The sequence below is a fragment of the Kitasatospora sp. NPDC059327 genome, assembly GCF_042752535.1.
Lineage (GTDB): Bacteria > Actinomycetota > Actinomycetes > Streptomycetales > Streptomycetaceae > Kitasatospora.
The window spans coordinates 1-2,645 of the sequence record NZ_JBHYYB010000238.1; the positions used below are offsets into that span (position 1 = coordinate 1).

1 protein-coding gene and 1 pseudogene are annotated in these 2,645 nt (G+C 70.3%); one reads left to right on the forward strand and one right to left on the reverse strand.

All coding sequences use genetic code 11. From position 1 onward, the window contains the following. Positions 1-51: 51 nt before the first annotated feature. Positions 52-937: pseudogene (locus ACFXHB_RS44670) on the forward strand (IS110 family transposase); the annotation flags it as partial. Between the two features lie 20 nt (positions 938-957). Here ACFXHB_RS44670 and ACFXHB_RS44675 read toward each other — a convergent pair. Further along, positions 958-2,433, reverse strand: coding sequence for an NF041680 family putative transposase (locus tag ACFXHB_RS44675; RefSeq protein ID WP_380582960.1), 1,476 nt, complete (start codon positions 2,431-2,433; stop codon positions 958-960). Positions 2,434-2,645: the final 212 nt, after the last annotated feature.

Here is a 2,645-nt window from a genome sequence, read left to right on the forward strand (position 1 = left end):
GACGGCCCTGGCCCGCATCAGGGCTCCGCACCGTCCCCGGGTGCCCATTAGGCCCGTATGCGCCGGGACCTGGGCCTGCTGCGGCCCGGCGACGAGATCGCGGTCGACCTGCGCACCCTGACCAGGCGCCGCACCGATCTGGTCTGCGACCGGACCCGGCAGATCAACCGGCTCCGAGGTCAACTCCTGGAGATTTTCCTGGCGTTGGAGCGGACGCTGACCGTGACGAACCGGGGTCCGGTCCTGCTGCTGACCGCCTACCAGACCCCGGCCGCGATCCGCCGCAGCGGCGTCAAGCGCATCGAGACCTGGCTCAAGAACCGCAAGGTCAAGAACGCCGCGGCCATCGCCGCTGCCGCCGTGGAGGCCGCCGCCGGCCAGCGGACGGCCCTGCCCGGCGAGAAGCTGGCCGCCGCCATGGTGGCCCGCCTGGCGAAGGGGATCATCGCCCTCGACGAGGAGATCGCCGAGCTCGACGCCCTCATCGAGGCGCGCTTCCGCGAGCACCAGCACACGGAGATCATCCGAAGCATGCCCGGCATGGGAGCCCTCCTCGGCGCCGAGTTCATCGCCGCGACCGGCGGCGACATGGACGCCTTCGCACACCGGACCGGCACACCGGACCGGCACACCGGACCGCCTCGCCGGCTTCGCCGGCTTGGCCCCCGTCCCACGAGACTCCGGACGAGTCAGCGACAACATGCGCCGCCCACGCCGCTACCACCGCGGCCTCCTGCGGGCCTTCTACCTCTCCGCCATGGCCAGCATCAGATCGTGCCCCGCATCGAGGACCTACTGCCAACGCAAGCGTGGCGAGGGGAAGGGCCACAAGCAGGCCGTCCTCGCCCTCGCGCGCCGCCGGGCCAACGTTCTCTGGGCAATGATCCATGACGGAGCGTTCTACCAACCGACACGATCAGTCACGCCGGCGGCTTGACATCCTCATTGGGAAGTGATTCATCCGGTGCGGCGCGGTTTGGTGCCGACCTTGTGGTGAGCCGGTCGCCGGTAGGGCTCGCCGGTGGCCAGGAGCAGGCCCACGTCGTAGCGGTTCGCGGGGCGGCGGTTCTTCGAGCCGGGCGGGCGGCCGGGGCCGGGCCGGGAGGGTTTCGGCCGTGCGGCCGGCGTTGAGGTTCTGGCGTGCAGGTGTCGGAACCCGCGTCGGACCCGGGCGGGGGTGAGCTTGTTCGGTTCGGCCGGCTTCTCCCATGGGCGTCGTAGGTCGATGGCGAGCGGTCGAGCGAGGCGGAGTTGGGTGTGGATAGCGACGATCAGCCAAGTCCAACGGTCCGCCGCCTCGGAGTCTCGCAGCCTCGGAGCGGTCCAGCCGAGTGTCTGCTTGATCATCCTGAAGAAGTGCTCGATGTCGAACCTGCGCAGGAATGCCTGCCAGGCCAGGTCAGTCTCCGCGGGGCCGGCCGCGGGCCGTGACCACCACAGCCACAGCGGCTTGGGGTCACCACCGTTGGGCAGGTGGTCGACCTGGAGTCGGATGACGGTGCCCTCGATGACTGGGAGCGGGCCGGGGTGTTCCCGCCAGGCAGCGCGCCCTTGCAGCTCGGGGTGAAGCCGGTCCCAGGACTGAGCGTGAGCGGTGCCGTAGCGCGTGGTCTCCGCCTTCGTCTCCGCGTCCGGGGCGCCCCAGGTCCTGGCGTCCTTGAAGATGAACTCGCCGCCGTGCTTGGGCGGCCGCCCGCCGGCCGGGTTGGCCAGGGCGAACTCCGCACGGGTCGGTGCCGGGCGGCGTATCACCCGGTCCGAGCGCAGACGTCCCAGGATCTCCACCGGCAGGTCGCGCAGCAGGTAGGCCAGCCGCATCACGTCGTAGCCGGCGTCGGCCACGATCAACACCGACGGTTCGCCCGGGCTCCACTGGCCGGCGGCGACCAGGCGCTCGACCAGGTCCCGCAGCTGTGCGGCGGTGACGGCAGCGAGGTCGTTGCCGGGCCGCAACCGCACCGCGTCCAGCGGGGCGACCCACGAGGCCCGGCCCGACTCCAGGGCCACGACCCACGAGTACGGCCAGCCCGGGACCATCTGGTGCCTGGCGTCGCCCCGGCCGTAGGTGTGGCAGAACGAGCGGACGTCGCTCGTGTCGGCATCGGGCCGAAGCCACGGCGAGACGTCCACCGCCAGCACCAGGCGGCCACCGCCGGCGCGCGGCAGCGACAGGCCAGCCAGCTCGGTCCGCAGCCGGTCGACGTCCAGGCGGCCCCGGTTCAGTGCGCCGTAGAGGGCGCCGTGCCCGCGCCGGTGCTCGGGAGCCAGCGACAGGCCGACCAAGGTCTTCACTGGGCCGTCGGTGCACAGCACCGCGTCGGTGAGCTCGAACAACGCGTCACGCCGACCGGTCAGGCAATCGTAGAAGACCTCCCGGAAGCGTGACAGTTCCGCGAACGGCTCGCACTGCACACCCTGTTCCACCACGCTCACGGCTACGACCCTCGCATCAAATCCTGTACCTCTTGGTCGAGTTCAGGATTACGAAAAGGTCGCCCCGTCGTCCGAGGAATCCCCGTGTGGGTGACAGCTCCAGTGGATCGCCTCGCACTCTAGTGTGATGCACCGCAAATCACGAGGGTAAGTTGGTACCCTTTTATGGTGTCACATCCTGGGCCTACTGCTGTGTCGATCGCGCTGTCTGA